Genomic DNA, 22,182 nt, shown 5'->3' with positions numbered 1-22,182 from the left:
CTCCTGCTATCAGTTGGAAGGTTGAAGGACGAAGGTGGGGCACTCGTCGTCGGTGCGCATGGTGGCAAGCGTGAGGTTGCCGAGGAAGGTGTTGGCGTTCTGCTCACGGACTGAGGTCTTGCCCGGTGGGAGCTGCAGGAAGTCGCTGACCGTGGCGGGAATGCTGGCGTGATCGAAGGTCTCGTTGATGACGGTGCCGGCGGCGACCCATGGGGAGATGAGGATGGCAGGGACGCGGACTCCGAGGCGATCGAAGATGAAGGAGTCGAGGGTGCCCGTGTCGGCTGGTTGCGCGGTGTAGGGTGCGTCGGCAGGGCAGGATGGCGGCGGGACGTGGTCGTAGATGCCGCCGTGCTCGTCGTAGACGACGAGGATTGCGGTGTGCGGCCAGAGATCGGGATTGCCGCGGATGGCGTTGTAGACCTGGGCGATGAACTGCTCGCCGGCGCGGACGTCGTGATCGGGATGCTGGTCGCAGGCGATGGCTTCGCCACTGCCGTCGGGGGCGGGGTGGTCGGTGTAGTTGGGCTCGATGAAGCAGTAGTCGGGAAGAGCGTTTTGCTCGCAGGCGGAGAGGAAGTCGGGGAAGGTGCCGAAGATGGCAGGCTCGTTCTGCAGGAGGTTGACGACTTCCATGGTGGAGCTGGCTTCGTCGAAGTAGAAGAGCTTGGTGGTGTGGTCGGAGGCGAGCAGGCGGGTGTAGATGGCGGGGATGTCTTTGCCTTCGTAGAAGATGTCCATGCTGACCTGGCCGAAGGAGGTGCCGTAGTGGGCGAAGGCTCGGTTGCAGATGGTAGGGCCGGGGATGGAGGCGAACCAGCGATTGAAGACGGCGTACTGGTTTGCGAGCGTGGTGAGGACCGGGAGTTTGTCCGGCGTGAAGTAGTAGAGGATCTTCTGGGAGTGTTTTGTGTTTTGCTGCTGGTTGAAGTAGCTGGCGACGAAGCCCTGCATCGTGGCAGGCAGGGGCGCTCCATGCTGGTTGCTGTTGAAGATCTGCAGATTGACGGCGGCGAAGTGGTGGTTGGGGTCGGGGTCGAGCTGGCTTTGATACTCGGCGAGCGGCTGGACGGTGACCTTCGCGCCGGTGGTGTCGGGGTTGGATTCGGTGCCGTCGAGGCCGTCGATGGCGGGGTTGGTGGCCTTGAGCGCGCCGAGCATGTGGTCGAAGGAACGGTTCTCCATCATGAGAACGACGACGTGCTTGAGGTTTTGAATTCCTGGCAGAGTACGGTCGAGCGCCATCGAATTCCTCCATAGATGCGGGATTACGCATAGCCGCTGGTGATGAACTGAGCGTGGCCTGATGCGGGATAAGGATTCCCAGAATCGCAGCTTGCGGGGCCCGTCTGACTGATGGTGAGGAAGGCTGCGACAAACGTTACAGGGAATCTTTGACGGATCATGGTAATCCAGTTTCGAGGGGAGTCAAGGGGCAAGACGAGGAGGGAGATTGAGGGGAGAGCCGCTTTCGGTCAAACCCTTCGCGGCGGAATTGGGCCAGGGTTGTAGGACCGCTCGCATCTGTGGCGACGAGTGAAGGTCGTCGCGACTCACCCACTCATCGCGATAGTGCTGCGATGAATGGGGCACAGATTTTGGTGTGGGGCTCGCTTTAGAGGAGGGATTGGCGGAGGAGTTCGAGGGCTTGTTGAGAGGACCACCATCGGACCCGGTCGCGGTCGCCTGTGAAGTTGTGCTGAGTGACGGTGGTGGCGGTGGGCGTGGCCAGGCCGATGTAGACGAGGCCGATGGGCTTGCTAGTGTCGGCAGAGGTCGGTCCGGCGATGCCGGTAATGCCGATGCCGACCGAGGCGTTTGTGCGCTTGCGAATTCCTTGCGCAAGCGCGCGGGCTACGGGTTCGCTGACCGCGCCGTGGGTGGCGATCATTTCGGCTGGGACATCGGCGAAGGCGGTTTTCAGGAGATTGCTGTAGACGACCGCTCCGCCAAGGAATTGCTTCGAGCTTCCGGGAATGGCGGTGACGCGCTGGGCGAGGAGGCCGCCGGTGCAGGACTCGGCGGTGGCGAGAGTGAAGTTCTTCGCGGCGAGGAGATCGAGGACGACCTCTTCAAGGGAACTGTTGTCGGAGGAGAAGATGGCTTCGCCCATCTCCGCCTTGATGAGAGAAGCGAGGTTGTCTACCTGGGACTGGGCTTCGGTGGCGGTCTTCGCGGATGCCTGGAAGTGAAGCTGGATCTCTCCGGCGTGGGCGAGGATGGTGGTCTCGACATCGGGAAACTGCTTGTAGATGGGAGCGGTGCGGGCGTCGACCTGGGACTCGGGAAGGAGGGCCATGCGGAGGACGCGCTTGGCCATATGGCGCTCGGGGACGAGGAAGACGAGGCGGTGCTTGACCTCGGCTGCGAAGAGGGGCTTGAGCTCGCGGGGTGGGCCGGGGAGGAGGATGACGATGCGGCGGTGCTGATTGCCGAGGGGGTCGGTGACGTTGGTGACGAGGAACTGACCGGCGGCGCTGCCGTTGATGTTGGGGAGGATTTCGGCGCCTTCAAGCACATCGGCCTGCTTGGAGTTATTGGCGGTCATGGGGATGCCGCGTTTGGCGAAACGGGCTTCGAGGTCGGCGAGGAGTTTTTCGTCGCGGACGAGGGAGATGTCGAGGGCAGAGGCGACGGCTTCGCGGGTGAGGTCGTCTTCGGTGGGACCGAGACCACCGGAGAGGATCACGATGTTGGCGCGCATCAATGCGACAGCTGCGGCGGCGGTGAGGTGCTGGAGGTTGTCGCCCACGATGGTCTTGAAGGCTACGGAGACGCCGAGGGCGTTGAGCTCGGAGGTGAGATAGAGGGAGTTGGTGTCCTGCCGGAAGGGCGTGAGCATCTCGGAGCCGGCGGCGATGATTTCAGCGATCATGTCTACTATGAGATACGAAGATTGGGCGGAGGGATACGGGAAGATGTGGAATTTGTGGCGCGGAAGTGCTGGAAGGGGATCCTCTGATTGAGTCGATGGATGACAAGTGGTGGGGATGTGGCGATCCCACTCATTGCACGAGACAAAGGAGCGATGAATGGGGCACGGAGTTGAGGGACGGTGGTTTGTTGGTGGCAGAACGGTTTGGGATGCGGTGGTGGTGTGAGCGGTGTGGTGGGTCCTTCGCTGCGCTCAGGATGACGGCAAGAATAGTCACTGGACGGCAACATCGTCAGGTGAGCTTTGGGTGAAGTTTGTGGAAGCCGGTCTTTTCCTGGTAAGCGTGGGCGAAGGTGGCGAGGCGGGCTTCAGAGTATAGAGGGCCGAGGAAGGTGATGGAAGTGGGGGTGCCCGGGCCGCCAGGGTTGTCGATGTCGTCGGCGTCGTCGTGGGTTGCGGGTGGGGCGTCGTTGCCGCGGATGCCATTGGGGACGATGATGGCGGGCTGGCCGGTGAGGTTCGTGGCGGTTAGCTGGGTGCCTCCGGAGGGGGTGACGATGACATCGAACTTCGCGAAGAGCTCGGACATCTTCGCGATGGCGAGAGTGCGCGCGCGCATGGCCTGGATGTAGTCGACTGCGGAGTAGAGGTGGGCGATGCGGAAGGTGGTCGGCCAGTCGAATTCCTTCTGGCCGGCGAGAAGGCTGTCGCGGCCGGAGCGAGTGAGGTCGTCGAAGGCGGCCGCGGATTCGGCTTCGAGAACAGGGCCGATCTGTTTGAAGGGGAAGTCGGGAAGTTCGACTGGCGTGAGGGTTACGCCCATGGCGCGGAGGGCATCGAGAGTGGCGTTGGCGTACTTTGCGTCGTAGAGACGGCGGGTGTAGGACTGCTTTTCGGATTCTTTCGCGTCTGGTTTGGGCGGAGTGATCTCGAAGGCGCTTTTGAGGTAGCCGACGCGGAGGGTCTTCCAGTCGAGTGTGGCATCCCAGTTGAAGGCGGCGGATTTGACGGCTAGGTCGTGTTCGTCGGGGCCGTAGATGGTGGAGAGAACGATGGCGCAGTCTTCGACGGATCGGCAGATGGGGCCGATCTTGTCCATGGTCCAGCTAAGGGCCATGGCGCCGGTGCGCGGGACGAGACCGAAGCTGGGGCGAAGGCCCGTGACTCCGCAGCGGGTGGAGGGTGAGGCGATGGAGCCGAGGGTCTCGGTGCCGATGGCGAAGGCTACGCACCCGGCGGCGGTGGCGCTGGCGCTTCCGGCGGAGGAACCGCTTGAGCCTTGTCGCGGGTTCCAGGGGTTGCGGGTGCGTGCTCCGTGCTGTTTGCTGCCCCAGAGATCGCCCTGGGCGAGGGCCCCGAGTGTGGTCTTGGCGATGAGGACGGCACCGGCGTCGTCGAGGCGCTGGACGATCGTGGCGTCGTAGTCGAAGGTTTGAGACTCGAAGCCGCCTGCTCCCCAAGTGGTGGGGTAGCCTTTCACCGCGAGGAGATCCTTGGCGGCCCAGGGGATGCCGTGGAGCGGGCCGCGATAGTTGCCGGCGGCGATCTCGGCGTCTGCGGCGGCGGCTTGTTTGAGGGCGCGGTCTTCGGTGTAGGTGATGACGAAGTGGAGGGTCGGGTCGTACTTGCGGAGACGCGCGAGGTACATCTTGGTGAGAGCGAGAGAGGTGATCTTGCGGGTGTGCAGGAGTTCGGAGAGTTCGCGGATGGTGGCGTAGGCCAGGGCTTCGGAGTTGCTAACGTCGATCGAGACGCGCGGGGCTGGCCCGAGTTTTGCGGGCTTATGAACGGTGTTGAGGACGGTTCCGGGAGGGACGGGATCGAAGACGAAGGCGGGAGCTACGGAGTTGGGAATGTGGAGGTCGCGGATTGCAGTGAGGGAGTCGCGCTGCTCGGTGAGGCCGGTGAGCATCATTTTCTTCTGCTCGGCCGTAAGGGTGATGCCGGCGATTGCGGCTGCGGCGTCGATCATCTCGGGAGTGATCTTGGTTGGCGCTTCAGGTGTGGCTGGAGTCTGGGCGGCGAGGGTGAAGAGGGTGCCGGGAAGGAGGGTGTTGCCCAGGCCGAGGGCGGAGCAGAGGGCGAGGAAGTGACGGCGTGAGGGTGCGGGCATGTTGGGATTATTGCATCGGGGCGCGGAGGGATTTTGAGGCGGTGGAAGAAGTGGCCATCGGGGAACTGTCTTTGACAGGATGCGTATAGTGGCTGATACACCAAAGAGCACAGGAGTCTTATGCGCAGAGTCTTCCCTTTACTGATGCTGGCCGCGACGACGGTGGCGGCCTCCGCCCAGCAGGCTGTTCCGGACAAGAGCTGGATTAAGCAGAGCAATGTCTGGACCCAGATGCTGCTGGACGTGCAGTTGGAACACTCGCCGGAGGGAGGGTCCGCAGAGGGGCTGGTGAAGTTCGACAAGCGGATCAGTGACCCTACGCTGGCTGACGAGAAGGCGGCACGGCGGGAGACAGAGTCCGTGCTGAAGAAGATCGAGGCGCAGCACGCGAAGGAGACGAACAAGCAGGTAGCACAGGACCTGGAGATTCTGCGCAAGGCGGTCGATCTGCAGTTCCGCCAGCAGGACTTCGGGGAGGCCCATGATGTGCCTTTTATCAATGCGAGCGAGAGTGTGTTTGGCGGGTTAAAGACGTTGCTGGACGACCAGGTGAAGGCGGAGCGCCGACCCGACGCGGTGATCCGGCTGAGGAAGTACGCGGGAACGGAGCCTGGGTACAAGCCCTTCACGGACCTGCTGAAACAGCGCGAGATCGAGCAGATGGCTAAGCCTGGGGTGCTCTATCCGTCGAAGGGCGAGATCGAGACGGAGATGGGGCGGGACTCGAACTATGTGGACGGGATCGCCGACCTCTTCAAGAAGTACAAGCTGACGGGATGGGAGGAGCCGTACGCAAAGCTGAAGGTGGAGCTAACGGAGTATGACGCGTGGATCCGGGCGAACATGCTGCCGAAGGCGCGGACCGACTTCAGGCTGGCACCAGAGGAGTACGCACTAGCGTTTGAGGGATATGGCATCGATATTCCACCGGCGCAACTGGCGGCGATGGCTCATGCGGCGTTCACGCAGATCCAAGGCGAGATGGCTCCTCTGGCGGCGGAGATTGCGAAGAAGAATGGGTATCCTTCGAGCGACTATCGCGCGGTGATCGCGGAGATGAAGAAGAAGCAGATTACGGGAGAGGCGATTCTGCCATTCTTCACCGAGAGGCTGCACGAGATTGAGAAGATCATTGTGGCGCAGAACTTAGTGACGCTGCCAGACCGGCCGGCGATCATCCGGCTGGCGACGGCGGCGGAGACGGCGCAGCAACCTGCTCCGCATGCTCTGGGGCCAGCTTACCTGAACAATACGGGGGAGCGCGGGGAGTTTGTGCTGCCGCTGAACATCCCTTCGGCGACGGGCGGCGAAGCGGACAAGTACGACGACTTCACCTACGACGCGGCATCTTGGACTCTGACGGCGCATGAGGCGAGGCCCGGGCACGAGTTACAGGGCGATTCGATGCTGGAGCATGGCGTGAGCTTGGCGAGGGTGGAGTATGCGTTCAACTCAACGAATGTGGAAGGCTGGGGGCTGTATTCCGAGTACATTATGCAGCCATATGAGCCGGTCGAGGGCCAGTTGATCACACTGCAGTTTCGGCTGCAACGCGCGGCGCGTGCGTTCCTCGACTCGGAGCTGCAGAGCGGCAAGGTGACTCCGGAGCAGGTGTACGTGGTGCTGGAGAAGGACGTTGTGTTGAGCCATGCCCTGGCGAAGGAAGAGGTGGAGCGGTACACGTATCGGATGCCGGGGCAGGCGAACAGCTACTTCTATGGGTATGTGAAGTTGCTGGCGCTACGGAAGGACACGGAGGCGGCGCTGGGAGCTAAGTTCGATCAGAAGAAGTTTCATGACTTCATTCTGGATCAGGGGTTGCTTCCGCCGGATTTGATGCGGAAGGCGGTGATGGAGGATTTTGTGCCCCGCCAGAAATAGTGCTGGTTGGGCGAGACGGCAGGAGTCGTGGTCGCATGTTTCATACTCAAGACATAGGAAGCCAATGCTGTGTCGTCGATCTGAAAACGAAATGCGGCGGTCTCTCCGCTCCCGTTGGCCGCTCGAGATGACGTTTTCTTTTGGAGTCATGGCCGGCGAGTGAGGGTCAGGTTGACGGGATGTTTGGGGCGGAGGCTGATGGCGGGGTTGATGGCGATCTCGGCGGGGGTGTTGGGTGGGAGCGTGAGGTGCCAGTCGCGGGCGATGACGGCGAGGATGAAGACGCCTTCCATCCAGGCGAGGCCCTCGCCGATGCATTGGCGACTGCCGGCGGCGAAGGGATAGAAGGCGTAGCGTGGACGTCCCGCCTTGTTCTCGTCGGAATGGCGAGATGGGTCGAAGCGGAGGGGGTCGGGGAAGAAGCGCGGATCGCGGTGGACGACGAACTGCGGTGCTACCAGAATGGAGCCGGGGGAGATTTTGTGTCCCGCGATCTCGTAGGTTTCAGCGCAGGTGCGGGCGGTGACCCAGACGGGAGGGTAGAGGCGGAGGGTCTCGGCGAAGACCTGGGTGGTGTATTTCAGCCTGGAGTAGTCTTCGGCGGCGGGCGCGCGCGCGGAGTCTCCCGTGCCAAGGACAGCGCGAGCTTCTGCGGAAACGGCGGCCTGGATTTCGGGATGGCGGGCGAGGACGGCGAGAGCGAAGCCGAGGGCGTTGGCGGTGGTCTCGTGGCCGGCGAGCATGATGGTGAGGCACTCATCGTGAAGCTGCTGGTTAGACATGCTGGCTGATTCGTCTCCGGTGGCCTCGGGATCAACCGCGTCCATCAGCATGGAGAGGAGATCGCCTCGGTCAGACGGGTCTCTGCGGCGGTCATCAATCATGCCGTAGATGATGGCGTCGAGCTCGGCGCTGCCCTTGCGAATGCGCTGCATGACGGGGATAGGGAGCTTCATGATGCGTTCCGAGAACGGAAGGAACGCTATGGGGAGGAAACCCATGAAGGCGTCGACGGCGGCGGAGATTTTTTTGACTTCGGCGTCTGATTCTACGTTGAGATCGAAGAGGCATTTGCCGACGATGCGGAGGGCGATGGCGAGCATCTCTTCGCGGAGGTCAAGAGTCGTTCCGGGTTGCCAGCGGGCGATCATGGCTAGGGATTGCTGGCCGATGGTTTCCGCGTAGGAGGCGATGCGGTTCCGGTGGAAGGCGGGCTGGGCGAGTCGGCGCTGCCTCATATGGAGGGGTTCTTCGCTCGTGAGGAGACCTTCGCCGAGGACGGCCTTGGCGCGCTGCATGACGATGCCGCGGTGGTGTTTGGCGGCGTCTTTGAGGAAGAAGTCTTCGATGAGGGAAGGGTGGGTGATCTGGTAGATGTGGCGGCCCAAGGCGGTGTAGTGGACGAGGTCGCCGTAGGTCTGGGCGCACTCCTGCATGTAGGTGACGGCGTTGCCGCGGAAGACACGACCGGAGAGGAGGCGGGGGAGGAACTTCGGGCCGGGAGGGTAGAGGCCGTTGCCTTGGTCGATGCGTGGGGTGGCGCTCATATGATTTGAGTGTAGAGGTCGGTCGGGGTGCCGGTTTGGCGGGACGAAGTTTCCTTACACAGGATTTTTCTTTGGCGTGAAGCGCGAGAGTGCATCTGAAGGTGTAATCGGATTGCGGTGCGGCTACGAGCGAAAGGCGAAATGCGGGGGTCTCTCCACTACACCGTGCGATGAGACTGCACGGCTTCGGTCGATATGACGTATCTACAAAATTAGATAGGCTTGAAAGATGAGAGGGAAGTGATATGGATTGGACGCCGGGTGGTGAGAGTAGCGACATTGAAGATCGTAGAGATGATTCGGGTGGCGGAGGTGGTGGCGGATTTGGTGGCTTCGGCGGGATGGGTGGCGGTGGTTTAGGGATTGGCGGGTTTGTGATCCTGCTGCTGCTGAGCCTGGTGTTTGGACACAACTTCCTGGGCGGTCTTCTGGGCGGCGGAGGTGGTGGGCAGGGAAGCGTGCAGACGGGACCGCGCGTGGCCGGGGGTGACGCTCCGCGAGCACATCCCGCTGGGGAAGATCGCGATGTGCAGCTGATCAGCTTTGTGCTGGATGATGCGCAGAAGACCTGGACGCAGATCTTCGCGGCTGAGGGAAAGCAGTATCACCACGCGAAGCTGGTGCTCTATCGTGATCGGACCTACTCGGGATGCGGGACGGCGCAGGCGACTACGGGACCGTTCTATTGTCCGCAGGACGAGAAGATCTACATCGACCTGGGGTTCTGGGATGAGCTGAAGCAGCTTGGCGGGAGCACGGCGGACTTTGCGCAGGCTTACGTGATCACGCACGAGCTGGGGCACCATGTGCAGAACCTGCTGGGGATCGAGAACAAGATGCAGCGGCTGACGCAGCAGGAGCCAAGCGAGAAGAACCCGCTCTCGGTGGATCTGGAGCTGCAGGCGGACTGCTTTGCGGGCGTGTGGGCGCACTCAACCGAGCAGCGGAACATTGTGCATGAGGACGATGTTGCGGGAGCGCTGAAGTCGGCTGCTGCGGTGGGGGACGATCACTTGCAGCAGATGGCGGGCAAGGCAGTGAGCCCGGAGAAGTGGACGCATGGGTCGAGCGCGTCGCGCACTAAGTGGTTCAAGACGGGGCTGAGTGGAGGGACGATCGAGAGTTGCACTACGTTTGATGGGAAGATTGCGCCGTAGAGACTCGTAAGCCGTGCGGGGCGCACCGTGGATTTGATTTGCGACCTAGGAGGACGTTTTGGTTTCTGCCGTGGCGGTGGCTGTGATTTGCGGCCAGTCCGCGGAGGACATTCCACGCAGAATGAGCAAAATGGTACATCTCTAAGTTCCCTGGAGTGCGATCCTTGTGTTGCATCGCATACTTAGGGAAGAACGACAATATGACGACGAAGCGAACTCAACCGGCATTCGATCTCGCCGCTTTTCTCGCGAATGCAGGTTTGGGTCGCAAGATCGTTCATCTTAAGGCGTCCGAACACTTTTTCTCTCAGGGTGAGCCTGCCGACTTCGTCCTGTATCTACAGGCAGGTCGAGCCAAGCTGACGGTTGTGTCCAAGACCGGTAAAGAGGCCACGATCACACTTCTGTCCTCTGGCGACTTCGTGGGGGAAGAGTCGATCGCCGGGCCGGTCGGGCTGCGAATGGCGACGGCAACCGCGATGACTCACTGCACGGCTTTGAAGATTGAACGGGAAGAGATGATTCGTGTCATGAGTGAGGAACACGATCTCTCGGCGCTATTCCTTAAGTTCCTGCTGGCACGAAGTATGAGGATTCAAGCTGATCTTGTAGATCAACTCTTCAACTCCAGTGAAAAGCGCCTTGCACGGATACTGCTTCTGATGGCTGAGTTTGGTAAAGCCAGTGATCCAGAGACGCTGATTCCCAAGATAACCCAAGAGACGCTTGCCGAGATGATCGGGACGACGCGCTCGCGGGTGAGCTTCTTCATGAACCGCTTCAGAAGACTTGGATTTATCGAGTACAACGGCAGGATCAAGGTGCATAAGTCGCTGCTGAACGTCGTCCTGCATGACCAACTATCCGAAGACGGCACCGGACCGGGGAAAGGCTCGATGGCGAGCCAACCCTCTCTTGCAACGAATGGGAAGCGGCGAACAGCCAAACTCTAAAGCAAGTCCTGGTGCAGCTCGATCTTGAGCACACGTATTGAAACATTGAGGAGATTCCGATGGCAGAGAGAAAGCCAAAACTGTTGATCGTGGACGACGAACCGACTACCAGGGATCTGCTGACCCAGGTTTTTACACGCCGTGGGCACGATGTTCTCTCTGCGAAGGATGGTTTCGCGGCGCTGGAGCAAATCAAGGCTGAGTCTCCAGATGTGATTCTGTCCGACTTGAATATGCCGGGCATGTCCGGTTTCGAACTTTTGTCGGTGGTGCGAAGGCGTATCCCTGGCATCTACGTCATTGCCACCAGCGGAGCTTTTGCCGGAGATGGAGTTCCAAACGGAATAGCAGCGGACGCCTATTACGCGAAGGCAACTGGCCTTACGTATTTGTTCGATCTCATGCAGAACGCATCTTTGCCGAATCCTGCGTCGAGGAATCGGAGCAGTTCAGCCACACCGATCTGGATTTCGCCGACCGACCGCGATGCGTCGTTGAAGGCGCAAGTGCTCATCAGTTGCTCTGACTGCCTGAGAGCGTTTTCGCTATCGGTTGAGGCCGCGGACTTTGTGATCCATGAGACCCTTTGTGTTTATTGCGGAACGCAGATCCATTACGCGACCGTCCAGCCGATGAACCCGGCGTCGCCGCTGCAGTTTTCCAGTCAAGAGCGTGCCCGGGCCGAGCAGTGAAAGATGATGCGCGTCCCCTCTTCTTGATCATCGCGTAGTCGCATCCACGGGTGCTGTCCTCTTCTGTTTCGGAAGATTCGGACGGTGCGACTCCTCGACGTTCGCTTCGTTCGGCCTGCCGAAGAGCTCCGGATGAAGAAACTTTCCCTTATCCGCTTCGGGTTATCTTCTTCAACCGGGATGCGGTGCGCGTTCGCCCAGTTGTCGTTACCGCAACCGGGGTTACAGCGGGCGTGATGGCGGGAGTCACTGGGCTGGCTACTTGTCTTGAGACCGGAGCGGTCTTGCTGGGCTCGACCTGTTGTGCCTGCATGGCTACGGTCATGGCAAGTGCGGTGCACAGAATGACGGTCAGTCCAACGCGTGAATACATATCAAAACTCCTTGGTCCGTGCGTTTCGTGGCCGCGAACATAAAACAATTTCTCTGGACGGCTTTAGGGGAAACCAAGCTACTGCGCGTTTCAGGTGGGCTCACTAAAAAACGCGTAATGACGCGAGATTCTTTCAAGCAGGTATCGGAGTGGCCGAAGTTCGGTCTGTATGTTCGGGGTGATGAGGAGCGATGCGGGGATTCTTCGCTTCGCTCAGAATCGACACAACTATGACATCCCGGTGACAACTACCAGACGCAAGCTCTCCACACTTGAATAAATCTGACCACTGAAGGTTTGCCGGTAGAGAGTGAGTTTGCATCCGATCTCTCCACGCCGACCCTCAGATTGGGCATGCAACGTGAGGAGGCGAGCCATGAAGCCGCAGGATGACCGGAAAGAGGCGCTGGGAAGCGTGACTAAGGACCGGACCCTCTTCTAGCAGAGACTGGCCGATTGTGTATGCGCAGTCGGCATCGATCTGGGGGGCAATGTGTTGATCGTTGGCGGCAGCTACCAGGATGCCGAGATCCTGCGTGTAGTTGGATTTCGGCGCATGACCCTCTCCAACCTTCAGGACATGGCCAGTTTCGAGCCTCTTCAGATGACCGGGGTCGAGTTGAGGACGGTCAACGCGGACGCGGAAGAGATGTCGCTCGCCGATGGCAGCTACGACCTAGTACTAGCGCACGAGGTGCTTCACCATTGCCGCTCCCCGCACAAAGCGTTGCTCGAGATGCTGCGCGTCAGCAGCAAACACGTCATCCTTCTTGAACCGAATGACTCGCTGCTGATGCAAGCCTTGGTGAGATTTCGTCTTTCGTTTCCGTATGAACTCCCGGCCGTTGTCGCCAACGGCTTCGAGGCAGGAGGGGTCCGCAATTCCTGCGTCCCGAACTACATCTACCGCTGGAGTCCGCGCGACCTGCAGCAGACAACAGCATCCTTTCTCCCTGAATCGGAGTGTGATTTTTATATCCGTTCCTACTGGGACTTCAATGTGGATCGGGAAGAGCTCGCGCGGCGCGACCAGACGAGGATTGGAAGTTTCACCAGGATTGTGGGGCCGGGTCTCTTTCTCGCTGGCTTGCATGTCTTTCAGGCTATTGCCACCCATCTGCCGTGGGTGAGGGAGCAAGGGAACAAGTTCTTCGGCTGCGTTACGAAACGCGATGAGCTGAAACCCTGGCTGCTGCGGCAGGGCGATGGGATCGCGTTCAATCGGGAGCATGGAGCGAAGGGTTGATCTTGTTGGGAGTGGGGGCTTTGACTCGGTGGAAGAATGCGCGGATTCTTCGCTGCGCTCAGAATGACAGGGTGTGAGATTTGAGGGCAGGGCATGGAACAACAACGGCAAACGCAGATCCCCTCCGGAAATGACAAGTGTAGAGGCAAAAGCAGGTCCTCCGCCTTCGGCGAAGGATGACAAAGGTACAAGGGAATGGCAAAGGGGCACGATCCCGAGTCGGATCGTGCCCCTTTTGGTTAGAGATGGAATGGAGTTAGATGTCGAGGTTCTTTACGTCGAGGGCATTCTCTTCGATGAACCTGCGGCGGCTTTCGACATCTTCGCCCATGAGGGTGGTGAAGATCTCTTCGCACGCGGCGATGTCTTCGAGCTTGACCTGCATGAGGGTTCGGCGTTCGGGGTCCATAGTGGTCTCCCAGAGCTGGGGTGCGGTCATTTCTCCTAGCCCCTTGTAGCGCTGGACTTGATATTCCTTACGGCCCTGTTCGATGACGTACTCGAAGACCTCGCGAGGGGTTTTCTTCTCGACGGGGTCCTGGTTGACCTTGCTGGAGCGCTTGATGGCGGGCTTGGTCTCGGCGATGGTGCCGGGTGCCTGTGCGTCGGCGGCTACGCCTTCTTCGGAGGCGATCTCTTCGGCTTCGTCGGCGGCTTCCTGTGCTGCTGCGACCGCAGTCTTGGGAGCGTAGGAGATGTGGAAGGGGCTTTCGAGGCGGTCTTTCAGGATGGCGTATTTGGCGAGGAGTTGGCGGCTCTCGGCGGCGTTGGCGAGGGCCCAGTCGATGTTGCGAACGGCACCCTGGGAGTCGGTGAAGTTGACGGACCAGGTCTGGTGCTCTTCGTCGAGGGTGGGCTCGCCTACGGCGCGGAACTGGAACTCCTTGACGATGGCCTGGAGCTTGGCCTGCATCTCTACGAGCTTGGCGGGTGGCTTGCTCAGGTCGGCGGGATCAGCCTGGAAGTCTGCCTTGTTTGCGGGACTTGCGCCTTCGTGGGAGAAGAGCTTGAGGAAGTCGAGCGAGACGGTCTCGTTGCGGAGGCGCTTCTGGAACTTGTCGGAGAGGCCGAGGTACTCCGAGAGCTGGCCCATGAAGTTGGTGAAGTCTTCGCCGTGGAGCTGCAGCTTCTTCTCGCCGTAGGTGAGAAGCATGCCGTCGGAGGCGCGCTTGAGCATGACGGCGACGTACTCGCGCTCGTCCTTGATGTACTGCTCGAACTTGCCCTTCTTGATCTTGAAGAGCGGCGGCTGGGCGATGTAGACGTGGCCGCGCTTGATCAACTCCGTCATGTGGCGGAAGAAGAAGGTGAGCAGGAGAGTGCGGATGTGGGAGCCGTCGACGTCGGCATCGGTCATGAGGATGAGCTTGCCGTAGCGGAGCTTGGAGGCGTCGAAGTCGTCCTTGCCGATGCCACAGCCGAGGGCGGTGATCATGGCGCGGATTTCTTCGTGGCCGAGCATCTTGTCGTAGCGGGCCTTTTCGACGTTGAGGATCTTACCCTTAAGCGGGAGGATGGCCTGGAAGCGGCGATCGCGGCCCTGCTTGGCGGTTCCGCCGGCCGATTCACCCTCGACGAGATAGAGTTCGCAGCGGTCGGGCTGGCGTTCGGAACAGTCGGCCAACTTGCCGGGAAGGCCGCCGCCATCGAGCGCGCCTTTGCGGCGGGTGAGGTCGCGGGCTTTGCGCGCGGCTTCGCGGGCGCGTGAGGCGTCGATGGCCTTGTTGATGATCTTCTTGGCGACCTGGGGGTTCTGTTCTAGGAAACCGCCTAGGCGCTCGTTGACGAAGGCCTGTACGGTGCCGGCGATGTCGGAGTTGAGCTTGCCCTTGGTCTGGCCTTCGAACTGGGGCTGCGAGAGCTTGACCGAGATGACGAGGACGAGGCCTTCGCGGACGTCGTCGCCGGAGAGGTTTTCTTTTACGTCCTTGAATAGGCCGAGGGACTGGCCGGCGGCGTTGATGGTGCGGGTCAGCGCGGTCTTGAAGCCGGAGAGGTGGGTGCCGCCGTCGATGGTGTTGATGTTATTGGCGAAGGTGAAGACGGTCTCGGAGTAGGCGTCGTTGTACTGGAGGGCGATCTCCATGGCGACGTTGTCGCGCTCGGCCTCCATGTAGATGGGCTTCTCGTGGAGGACCTGCTTGCCCTTGTTGAGGTGCTTGATGAACTCGGCGATGCCTCCGATGTACTTGAACTCCTGGTGCTTGCTCTCGCCGGTCTTGGCGTCGGTGGTGCGCTCGTCGGTGAGGTGGATCTCGAGGCCCTTGTTGAGGAAGGCGAGCTCGCGGAGGCGCTGGGCGAGGGTGTCGTAGGAGAACTCGTGGACGGTGAAGATGGACTTGTCGGGGAGGAAGTGGACCTTGGTGCCCTTGCGCTTGGAGGGGCCCATCTTGCGGAGGGTACTGATGGGTGCGCCCTTGGAGTAGTCCTGCTCCCAGGCGTGGCCGTCGCGCCAGATTTCGACGTCGAACTCTTCCGAGAGGGCGTTGACGCAGCTTACGCCGACGCCGTGGAGGCCGCCCGAGACCTTGTAGTTGGAGGCGTCGAACTTTCCGCCGGCGTGGAGCATGGTGAGGACGACCTGGACGGCGGGCATCTTCTCGCCGTTGATGACCTTGTCATCGACCGGGATGCCGCGGCCGTCGTCGACGACGGTGATGGAGTTGTCGACGTGGATGGTGACGTCGATGCGGGTGGCGTGGCCACCGAGGGCTTCGTCGACGGAGTTGTCGACGACTTCGTAGACGAGGTGGTGCAGGCCCTGCTCGCCGGTGCTGCCGATGTACATGGCGGGGCGGAGGCGGACGGCGGCGAGGCCTTCGAGGACGGTAATGTTTTCAGCGGAGTAGCCGCCGCCTTCTTTTTTCGCTGGAGCTTCCGGGGCTGATTCGAGGGCGAGAAGGGCGGGGTCGGTCGGAATTGCTGTCGATGCCAAAGGGGCTCCGTGAGACTGGAATTTGGTGCGCGAGGAGGGGCCGTCGGGGCCGCTCTGAAAGTGGTGCATCAAGTGGATGATCGCCGCGTCAATTCAGGGGTTTAGTGCTGATCTTGCGGGCGATTTGTGTATCTATAGTGTAGCACGGGGAGGCGTGGTTTTTGGGGGCTGGAGTGGCCTCCCGAGGCACCCTCGGAGCTACATGAAATATGTTGACGCTTTGCAAATTGCAAAGTAATCTGGAATGGCTTTCAGGCAGATTTCGTGAATATTGTTACGCGTAAACATCTGGCCGAAGCTGAGGCAAGATATCCGGATGCCGCCAAGGAGATCAGGGCCTGGCAAATGATCGTGAAGCACTCGCGATGGCGAGGTTTCGTCGAAGTACGGCAGGTTTTTGCTGATGCGGACGCGGTCGATGGATATGTGGTGTTCAATCTCCGCCGGAACCGGTACAGGCTGATCACGGTGATCCACTATTCGCGGGAACGGGACGGCCGATTGACCGAGGGGCATGTCTATATCCGGTCATTTCTGACGCACGCGGAGTATGACAACCGGGTTAACTGGGATAGGGGAGTGAAGCGATGAGCACAGCTTTAGCGAATCCAACGGAGATGATCCGAGCGGGAGCTCCGCGGCTGATTCATACGGACGAGGAGCTGGCGGAGTACACCGAGGCACTGTTTGGGCTGACTGCGAAGGCTGAGCGGTCGCGGGAGGATGAAGAGGCGATTGAGCTTCTGACCGTTCTGGTCGACCGGTACGAGTCGGAGCGGTACCCAATGCCGGAGGCGAAGCCGGCGGAGGTGTTGCGGTTTCTGCTCGATCAGAATGGGCTTTCGCAGCGGGATATTGCGGGGGAGATGGGCGGCGAGAGCATCGTTTCGCTGGTTCTGGCGGGGAAGCGGAAGTTGAATCGGGATCATATTGCGAGGTTGAGTCGGAGGTTTAGGGTGTCGCCGGCGGTTTTCTTTGGGTGAAATCTGCGAATGTTGTCAGAAGAATCGAGAGTCCAAACTCCTCCTCGCATACCGTCTGCCCGCCCTCAGAAGGGCAGCCACTAGGACAAAGGTTGATTAGGGAGCTTAGCGATGTCCGTAGAGGGTCTTAAATCGCTGTTCGATATAGCTACGGTAGTTCTGCTAGGACTTACGTTCTTCGCGGGGGCTGGCGTGCTCATAACGGGGAACATCATCAACAAACGGCAAGATGGCAAGCTCCGCCAATTCGATGTTGACCTGACAGGAGCAAAAACTGAGTTAGCGAAACAGCAGGAACGAGCGGCAAAGGCGGAAGCAAGCATTGCTCTGGCAGAACAGCACTCTGCCGAGGCAAACAAGAAAGCCGAAGGATTTCGGTTAGATATCGCTACAGCAAATGAATCAGCGGCCCACGCCCAGGCAAGCCTCGCGCAGGCTGAACAGAATTCCGCTGAAGCAAATGCAAAGGCTGAGGGATTCCGACTCGATATCGCTAAAGCAAATGAGGCGTCTTCGAAGGCTCAGGCACAGGTTGCTGGAGCTACGGCTGAAGCAGCTAAAGCAAATCTTGAATTAGCCCGAATAAGAACGCCGAGGTCTCTGTCCAATGCAGCGGGTCTCACGGAATCCATGAAACCGTTCAGGGGTACGGAGTACGTATTTTTTGGTTGCTTCCAAGACCAGGACTCGATCAACCTTCTGATGCAGATTGATAAAGCACTATCGGATGCTGGATGGATGCGTGGCAAGTTACCCCTCAGAACTCTTTTGGGGACGTCCAGCTAACCATCTCAAAGGATTTTTCAGTTCCGATAGCGATGAGGTCTGGCGTATATGTCGGAGCTCAATCCTCAAATAGGGCCGCCTTACCGTCTGAGCCCATACAGATGCTTCCAGAGTATATAAGAGCTGCGATGGCACTGAAGGGAGGATTGGCAACTGACATCGCCCCCCAAGAAGGCGATCTTGGTCCTCTATCCGTCGATGAGGGAGGGTCAAAAAGTGTGTTTATTCTCGTCGGTAAAAAACCGTAGACGACCTGTACCGGAGACGAGATCCGAGCAAGAATGAAATTAGACTTCTAGTTGGCACCCTGCTTGCATCTCGTATAGACTAAGAAGGTTGTGCAGTTTCACCCAGAGTCACCAGGAAACCCATGCCAAAGTTGAAGACACACTCGGGCGCGTCGAAGCGCTTCACGAAGACTGCCAGCGGCAAGTTCAAGCGCGGGCATTCCAAGATGCGCCACATTCTGACCTCGAAGGCCACCAAGACCAAGCGCAAGCTGGGCGGGTCGGCGCTGATCGCGAAGTCGGACACGTACAACGTCGCCCGCATGTTGCCCTACGCCTGAGTTTTTCTCGGGTTGGGTAGCAAGAGTTTTTCAGATCGAGCCGTCTTGAAAGAGCGAAGGGCCAGGAAATGCGTTATCGGCCCCTGGAAGCCGCCTGTGGCGTCTTCCACCGAGATCTGAAGTTGCATAGCGTGTGAAGAGGGTCACCTCCCTCCAGCCGCTTAACCGTAGTACGCCAAAGGAGATGCACCATGCCCCGTGTAAAACGGAGTACAAAACGTAGTGACCGCCGTAAAAAGATCCTCAAGCGCGCGAGTGGCTACTTCCTCACGAAATCCAAGCTCTACCAGGCAGCGCAGGAGGCCGTCGAGCGCGGACTCATGTTCGCCTACACCGGCCGTAAGCAGAAGAAGCGGCAGTATCGCGCTCTGTGGATCGTCCGCATCAACGCGGCTTGCCGGATCAACGGTATGAGCTACTCGACCTTTATCAATGGTCTGAAGCTGGCTGGCAATCCGCTGGATCGCAAGATTCTTGCCGATATCGGAGCGAATGACGCTGCCGGTTTTGCCGTACTTGCGGCGCAGGCGAAGTCGGCTCTGGCTGCGGCGAAGTCGGCGCGCGAGAAGGCTGCTGCTTAGTTTCAAAGTAAGAAGATTTGAGGGCATCGCTTCGGCGGTGCCCTTTTGCTTTGGTGGCGGTCCCACTCATCGCGATCGAGCCGCGATGAATGGGGTACAGAGTTTGAGGACTTCCGCATCTGTCTGGCACCTGGTGGCTTGAGGAAGCGGTCAGGGGACGTCCTACGTTCCCACCCATTCGCGATGGAACTGCGCATGGATGGGGCGCCCGAACTTGTGTGCAACGCCGGGCTTGTTGGTAAGCGAGATTATTCGAGGCGGAGGGCGCGGGTTGGGTTTACGCTGGCGGCGCGGCCTGCGGGGATCGCGCTGGCTAAGAGGGCGACGATCGCGACGCCGACGACGGCAAAGGCGTAGCTGGCGGCGTCGAGAGCTTTCATTCCATAGAGAGAGCTTTCGAGTCCTCTCCCGGCCGCAATTGCAAGCGGTATACCGAGTACGACGCCGGCGGCGCATAGTAGAAGGCTTCCACGGAGCACCATCCAGACGACCTGTGAACGTTGTGCGCCGAGGGCCATGCGGACGCCGATCTCCGCGCTGCGGCGGCTTACGCGGTAGGCAAGCGTACCGTATAGGCCCGTCGCGATGAGGACGACGGCGAGGATGCCGAAGCAACCAGCAAGGCGAGCGAAGAGAGCCTGTTGGGAGATGGATTCCTCAAAGACGGCGCTTTGCGTGGTGGGATCAAGCAGGGGCATGTCGGGATCGATCTGGGCGATGACCTTTCGGACCGTGGGCAGCATCGCCATCGGGTCGCCGGTCACGCGGATCTCGACGTTGAGTTCGTTCTGGGGGCCACCCTGCGCGAAGGCGGTCCAGATCATCGGCTTCGCCTCTTCGGTGATGCTGGTGTACTTGTGGTCTTTCACGACGCCGATGATGAGGCTGGGGTCGGTGCCTTTGGGGTCGGTGAGAACGTGGCCTACGGCGTTCAATGAGCCGAGATATTTTTTTGCGAAGGTCTCGTTGACGATTAGGGACTTAGGTGCGGATGCGGTGTCGGCGTCTGAGAAGTCGCGGCCTTGCAGAACTTGCACACCCATGGTTCGGAAGTAGTCCGCGCCGACGATGTTTCCTCGGAACTCAGCCTGGTCGGGTTCGATGCCGTTGGGTTTGTGGCCGTCGACAAGGATGCCGGCGTTGTTGTTGGACCATCCGGAGCCGGGGCGATTGGAGACGAGCGAGACGCTCTCGACGCCAGGAATGGTGCGGAGTCGCTGTTGGAGGGCGACGAAGAAGGCGATGCTCTCGTCCTTGGTGTGGGCGTGTTGCGGATGCACGCCGAATACGAGCAGGCCTTGTGGCTTCTGGCCGAGCGGCGTGTTGAGGAGGTTTCGGAGCGTTCCCTGCAGCAATCCGGCGCCTACCAGCAGGACGACGCACATGGCGATCTGGGCGACGATAATGGCATTGCCTGCGCGCACCTTCTGGAAGCTCGATTGTGAGACGGTTGCAGAGCTGCGCAGCACCATCTCCGGACCGCTCGACATGGCAGCCCTAAGCGGCGCAAGCCCGAAGACGAGAGCCAGAAGAAACAGGACCCCCAGCGTCAGCAAGAGCACGGTTCCATCCGGCTGCAGATTCGATTGAATCTTCGACCACGTTCCCAAGGCCCGGGTTGCGCCCAGCGCTAAGACCCATGCTGTAGCGCCGCCCAGCGTCACAAGTAACAGGCTTTCCGTGAGCAACTGCCGGGCTATCTCTCTGCGGCCTGCGCCAAGGGCCAGCCGCACACTGAACTCGCGCTGCCGGCTCGAATTGCGCGCCATCAGCAGCATCACTACGTTGCTCATGGCAATCAGAAGCACAAGTACCACCATCACCATCAGCGTCTTCAGCATCCTGGCGAAGGAGTCGTCCTGTGTGTCGAACTGCTTGGCATCCATGAAGGAGATCTTGTAGGTCTCATCGCCTGCGCGCTTCGGACGAACGCCTGCGTATGCAGCCTGATCGAAGACGGTTTGCGCCCTTGCCAGGGCCTGTTGCTGGCTGACGCCGGGCGCGGTGCGGACCATCAGTTTCATGCACCAGAAGTTCAGTTTGGTCAGGTACATGCCGTATTCCGCCGGGTTGCCCCAGGCGTTGAACTCCGGTCTGCTTTGAAGGGGAATCCAGAAGTCGAGCGGGAGGCGGCCTTCGGTGCCTTCGAAGCCCTTGGCCGCAACGCCGACGATGGTGAAGGGGACGGATTTGATGAAGAGGGTCTTACCGACTACGTCTCGGCTGCGCGCGTAATGGGTGGACCAGAACCGTTCGCTGATGACGGTGACTGGGGTGTGGTCTTCCTCGTCCTTCTGCACAAAGCCGCGGCCCAGTTCGGTGCCTACTCCGAGGCCGTGAAAGTAGTTGCCGCTGACCATGTCGCCAGCGGCCTCTTCCGGCACTCCTCCGACGCGCACGGGTGCCTTGCCACTAAAGGACATTGGGATGAAGGCCATGACCTCCTGCAAGCCGCTTTGATCGCGGAGCTGCCGGTAGATCGTGTAAGAAAAAGAGGTGTTGGAGTCGCCGGTCTGGGAGCCGCCATCGGGCCATCCCGTGGTGTGCAGGTAGAAGACGTGCGAGGCGTCCTGCACGGGCAGCATCTTCATCAGAACGGCGTGCATGACGCTGAAGACAGCGGTGTTCGCACCGACTCCGAGGGCCAGGGTAAGCACACAGACGATTGTAAAGACAGGCGTCTTCGCCAGTTGACGCGCACCGTAACGTACATCCCGCCAGACATTCGTGAAGAACATGGTCGTCCTCGATTCCCGTTGCCGTTGTTTTAGAAGTGTGGTGTTGCCGAACTGCCTTCTTGCCGCGCGCGCGGCTTCTTTGTGGCTCATGCCTTCGCGCTCGTACTTTTCTGCGAGCATCTCCAGGTGCGTGGTCATCTCTTCGTCGAAGGCGGTGTCGGCGCGTCTTTGGGTGAAGAGAGCTTTCAACTTGGCAGCGAAGGTGAGCGCGCGGTCGGACATGGCTAGGCCTTGGCCTCGAGGGCGAGGACGCGGCCGATGACGGCGGCGATACGCTCCCAGTTTTCGGTCTCGACGGCAAGCTGCTTCAGGCCGCGTTTGGTGATGCTGTAAAAGCGGGCGCGGCGGTTGTTGTCGGAGGTGCCCCACTCGCTGGCGATCCAGCTCTTCTGTTGGAGGCGAAGGAGCGAGGTGTAGACGGTCCCTTCGTTCAAGGTGAGGACGTCTTCGCTTAGTTGCTCGATGCGCCGGGCGATGCCGAAGCCGTGCTGCGGGCCTAGGGCTTGTAGCGTCTTGAGAATCATGAGGTCGAGCGTTCCTTGCAGGACCTCGGACTTATCGGCTGGCATGGCTTCTCCTTTGGATGTTGCACAGGAGGCTACCAGGTTCTCCTTTGCAATGTCCACAGAAGAGCTTTACGGAGGGTCTTGGGGGAAAGTTCCGTGTCCCATGAATCTCATGGGGTTTTTAAAAGGCAGGGACAGGTTGTACGATCCCACCCATTCGCGATAAGACTGCGCATGGATGGGGCACC

The 22,182-nt window shown here is 60.1% G+C and carries 19 protein-coding genes; 10 read left to right on the top strand and 9 right to left on the bottom strand.

Features of this window, described 5'->3' with window-relative positions:
• Positions 1–9: 9 nt before the first annotated feature.
• The 4 genes from HDF16_RS19015 to HDF16_RS19000 all read right to left on the bottom strand — a co-directional run bounded on the left by HDF16_RS19015 (position 10) and on the right by HDF16_RS19000 (position 4,988).
• Positions 10–1,245, bottom strand: a complete 1,236-nt coding sequence (locus tag HDF16_RS19015) for an alkaline phosphatase family protein (protein WP_184220219.1) — start codon at positions 1,243–1,245, stop codon at positions 10–12.
• A gap of 23 nt (positions 1,246–1,268) precedes the next feature.
• On the bottom strand, positions 1,269–1,406 hold the full coding sequence (locus HDF16_RS19010) for a hypothetical protein (RefSeq protein WP_184220216.1): 138 nt from the start codon (positions 1,404–1,406) through the stop codon (positions 1,269–1,271).
• Between the two features lie 209 nt (positions 1,407–1,615).
• A complete protein-coding gene (locus tag HDF16_RS19005) occupies positions 1,616–2,875 on the bottom strand; it encodes a competence/damage-inducible protein A (RefSeq protein ID WP_184220213.1) in 1,260 nt (419 codons plus the stop codon).
• 292 nt (positions 2,876–3,167) lie between these two features.
• Positions 3,168–4,988, bottom strand: a complete 1,821-nt coding sequence (locus HDF16_RS19000; protein WP_184220210.1) for an amidase — start codon at positions 4,986–4,988, stop codon at positions 3,168–3,170.
• A gap of 120 nt (positions 4,989–5,108) precedes the next feature.
• Between HDF16_RS19000 and HDF16_RS18995 the strand changes: the two genes are divergently transcribed.
• Positions 5,109–6,869 (top strand): DUF885 domain-containing protein, encoded by a 1,761-nt coding sequence (locus HDF16_RS18995; protein WP_184220207.1) that lies wholly within the window; start codon positions 5,109–5,111, stop codon positions 6,867–6,869.
• A 146-nt stretch (positions 6,870–7,015) separates the two neighbouring features.
• Here the strand turns inward: HDF16_RS18995 and HDF16_RS18990 are convergent, their stop codons facing one another.
• Positions 7,016–8,416, bottom strand: coding sequence for a cytochrome P450 (locus HDF16_RS18990; RefSeq protein ID WP_184220204.1), 1,401 nt, complete (start codon positions 8,414–8,416; stop codon positions 7,016–7,018).
• A gap of 245 nt (positions 8,417–8,661) precedes the next feature.
• On the opposite strand from HDF16_RS18990, the gene ypfJ reads away from it, so the two are divergent.
• The 3 genes from ypfJ to HDF16_RS18975 all read left to right on the top strand — a co-directional run bounded on the left by ypfJ (position 8,662) and on the right by HDF16_RS18975 (position 11,218).
• The gene (gene ypfJ, locus HDF16_RS18985) at positions 8,662–9,573 is read left to right on the top strand and encodes a KPN_02809 family neutral zinc metallopeptidase (RefSeq protein ID WP_184220201.1); all 912 of its coding nucleotides are present in this window, start codon (positions 8,662–8,664) and stop codon (positions 9,571–9,573) included.
• A 200-nt stretch (positions 9,574–9,773) separates the two neighbouring features.
• Positions 9,774–10,526, top strand: coding sequence for a Crp/Fnr family transcriptional regulator (locus HDF16_RS18980; RefSeq protein ID WP_184220198.1), 753 nt, complete (start codon positions 9,774–9,776; stop codon positions 10,524–10,526).
• Between the two features lie 59 nt (positions 10,527–10,585).
• On the top strand, positions 10,586–11,218 hold the full coding sequence (locus tag HDF16_RS18975) for a response regulator (protein WP_184220196.1): 633 nt from the start codon (positions 10,586–10,588) through the stop codon (positions 11,216–11,218).
• A gap of 148 nt (positions 11,219–11,366) precedes the next feature.
• Here HDF16_RS18975 and HDF16_RS18970 read toward each other — a convergent pair whose 3' ends face one another.
• A complete protein-coding gene (locus HDF16_RS18970; protein ID WP_184220193.1) occupies positions 11,367–11,591 on the bottom strand; it encodes a hypothetical protein in 225 nt (74 codons plus the stop codon).
• A 493-nt stretch (positions 11,592–12,084) separates the two neighbouring features.
• Between HDF16_RS18970 and HDF16_RS18965 the strand changes: the two genes are divergently transcribed.
• Positions 12,085–12,837, top strand: coding sequence for a methyltransferase domain-containing protein (locus HDF16_RS18965; protein ID WP_184220190.1), 753 nt, complete (start codon positions 12,085–12,087; stop codon positions 12,835–12,837).
• A 256-nt stretch (positions 12,838–13,093) separates the two neighbouring features.
• Here HDF16_RS18965 and gyrB read toward each other — a convergent pair whose 3' ends face one another.
• Entirely contained in the window at positions 13,094–15,772 is a 2,679-nt protein-coding gene (gyrB, locus tag HDF16_RS18960; RefSeq protein ID WP_281383520.1) for a DNA topoisomerase (ATP-hydrolyzing) subunit B, read from the bottom strand.
• Between the two features lie 264 nt (positions 15,773–16,036).
• On the opposite strand from gyrB, the gene HDF16_RS18955 reads away from it, so the two are divergent.
• The 5 genes from HDF16_RS18955 (at position 16,037) to rplT (ending at position 18,690) form a co-directional block, all read left to right on the top strand.
• Positions 16,037–16,363, top strand: a complete 327-nt coding sequence (locus HDF16_RS18955) for a type II toxin-antitoxin system HigB family toxin (RefSeq protein WP_184220184.1) — start codon at positions 16,037–16,039, stop codon at positions 16,361–16,363.
• Positions 16,360–16,755, top strand: a complete 396-nt coding sequence (locus tag HDF16_RS18950; protein WP_184220181.1) for a helix-turn-helix domain-containing protein — start codon at positions 16,360–16,362, stop codon at positions 16,753–16,755. The genes HDF16_RS18955 and HDF16_RS18950 overlap by 4 nt, the downstream gene beginning before the upstream one ends.
• A gap of 111 nt (positions 16,756–16,866) precedes the next feature.
• Positions 16,867–17,541, top strand: coding sequence for a hypothetical protein (locus HDF16_RS18945; protein ID WP_184220178.1), 675 nt, complete (start codon positions 16,867–16,869; stop codon positions 17,539–17,541).
• 370 nt (positions 17,542–17,911) lie between these two features.
• On the top strand, positions 17,912–18,109 hold the full coding sequence (gene rpmI / locus HDF16_RS18940) for a 50S ribosomal protein L35 (RefSeq protein ID WP_184220176.1): 198 nt from the start codon (positions 17,912–17,914) through the stop codon (positions 18,107–18,109).
• Positions 18,110–18,300: 191 nt separating this feature from the next.
• Positions 18,301–18,690, top strand: coding sequence for a 50S ribosomal protein L20 (gene rplT / locus HDF16_RS18935; RefSeq protein WP_184220173.1), 390 nt, complete (start codon positions 18,301–18,303; stop codon positions 18,688–18,690).
• A gap of 248 nt (positions 18,691–18,938) precedes the next feature.
• Here rplT and HDF16_RS18930 read toward each other — a convergent pair whose 3' ends face one another.
• The gene (locus HDF16_RS18930) at positions 18,939–21,650 is read right to left on the bottom strand and encodes an ABC transporter permease (protein ID WP_184220169.1); all 2,712 of its coding nucleotides are present in this window, start codon (positions 21,648–21,650) and stop codon (positions 18,939–18,941) included.
• 2 nt (positions 21,651–21,652) lie between these two features.
• Positions 21,653–21,997 (bottom strand): PadR family transcriptional regulator, encoded by a 345-nt coding sequence (locus HDF16_RS18925; RefSeq protein ID WP_184220166.1) that lies wholly within the window; start codon positions 21,995–21,997, stop codon positions 21,653–21,655.
• Between the last annotated feature and the right edge of the window lie 185 nt (positions 21,998–22,182).

It is taken from the genome of Granulicella aggregans (genome assembly GCF_014203275.1).
In the GTDB taxonomy this organism is placed as follows: domain Bacteria; phylum Acidobacteriota; class Terriglobia; order Terriglobales; family Acidobacteriaceae; genus Edaphobacter.
This window is presented reverse-complemented; position numbering and strand designations above follow the sequence as displayed.